Origin of the sequence: Streptomyces sp. URMC 123, from assembly GCF_051386515.1 — a bacterium.
Classification (GTDB): Bacteria; Actinomycetota; Actinomycetes; order Streptomycetales; family Streptomycetaceae; genus Streptomyces.
On sequence record NZ_JBPQTV010000585.1, the window covers coordinates 1 to 1,679 of the forward strand.

Annotated in this window: 1 protein-coding gene; it reads left to right on the forward strand. The window is 75.8% G+C overall.

Going from position 1 to position 1,679, the window contains the following annotated elements; genetic code table 11:
- Window positions 1–102: 102 nt before the first annotated feature.
- Window positions 103–1,679, forward strand: a 1,577-nt coding sequence (locus ACSNOD_RS30980) for a polyketide synthase (protein WP_436770403.1), incomplete at its 3' end; no start/stop codon positions are given.

Consider the following 1,679-nt stretch of genomic DNA (forward strand, 5'->3'; position numbering starts at 1 on the left):
CTCCCCTTCCGTTCCTCTCTCCTCATTCCCGCCTCCCCTTTTTCGCCCCGCCCTCCCTCGGCCGCTCTTTCCACCGGGCACGGATCTCTCAAGGAGTTCGCCATGGTGCTCTCGCCTTCGCCCGACGCGATCGCCGTCGTGGGCACCGCCTGCCGGTTCCCGGGCGGTGTCGCGGACCTGGACGCGCTGTGGACGGCGCTCATGGAGGGCCGCGACCCGATCGGGGAGGTCCCGCCCGACCGGTTCGACGCGGCTCGCTGGCACGACCCCGATCCGCGCCGCCCCGGCAAGGCGTACACCCTCGCCGGCGGCTTCCTGGAGGACATCCACGGCTTCGACGCCGGCTACTTCCGCATGTCGCCGCGCGAGGCGAGCCGCATGGACCCGCAGCAGCGGCTGGTGCTGGAGATGTCCGTCGAGGCCCTCGACAACGCCGGCATCCCCGCCGAGGCGCTCGCCGGCTCGGACACGGCGGTGTACGTCGGCGCCTCCAGCCAGGGGTTCGCCTTCCACCAGGGGCTGCACCTGCGGTCGACCGACGCGTACACCATGACCGGCAGCGCCGCCTCCAACATCGCCAACCGGGTGTCCCACTTCCTGGATCTGCGCGGCCCCAGCCTCGTCGTGGACACCGCCTGCTCCTCCTCGCTCGTGGCGCTGCACCACGCCTGCGAGGCGCTGCGCGCCGGCCGCTGCCGGACGGCGCTGGCGGCCGGTGTCCACGCGCTGCTGAGCCCCTACGAGTTCGTCGGCTTCGCCAAGGCGTCGATGCTCTCGCCCACCGGGCGCTGCCGCACCTTCTCCGCCGACGCCGACGGATACGTCCGCTCCGAGGGCGGCGGTCTGGTCGTCCTCAAGCCGCTGCGCGAGGCGCTCGCCGACGGCGACACCGTGCGCGCGGTCGTCCTGGCCAGCGGCGTCAACACCGACGGGCGCACCACGGGGCTCGCCCAGCCCAGCGCCGACGCCCAGGAGGCCCTGCTGCGCGCGGTGTACGAGTCGGCCGGCATCGCCCCCGACGACCTCTCCTATCTGGAGATGCACGGCACCGGCACCCCCGTGGGCGACCCGGTGGAGTGCCGGGCCGTCGGGCGCGCGCTCGGCGCCCGGCGCACCGGCGGGCGGGCGCTGGTCGTGGGGTCGGTCAAGAGCCACCTCGGGCACCTGGAGCCGGCCTCCGGCGTGGCGGGGCTGCTCAAGGCGCTGCTCGTGCTGCGGCACCGGCAGGTGCCCGCGAATCTGCACGCCGAGCCGCTCAACCCGGCCCTCGACTTCGACGCGTGGAACCTCGCCCCGGCCCTGCGGACGGCCCCCCTGACCGTGCCGGCCGGCGGCCGCGCCGTCGCCGGGGTGAACTCCTTCGGCTTCGGTGGCGCCAACGCGCATGTCGTCCTCATGGAGGCCCCGGCGCCCGAGGCCACGCCCGCGCCCGCTCCCGCGCCCGGCGTGGGCGCCGGGGCCCCGGTCGTGGTGCGCGCCGCCACGTCGGCCGAGGGCCCGGCGGAAGCTCCCGATCCGGGCCCGGCCCATGACCAGGGCACTGACCGGGGCCGTGACCAGGGCCCTGACCAGGACTCCGACCAGGGCCCTGAGCAGGACCGGGCCCCCGACCCCCGCGCCGGTGCACCGCTGCCCGTGATCGTCTCGGCCCGGACGCGTACCGCCGCCCTGGCCGCGGC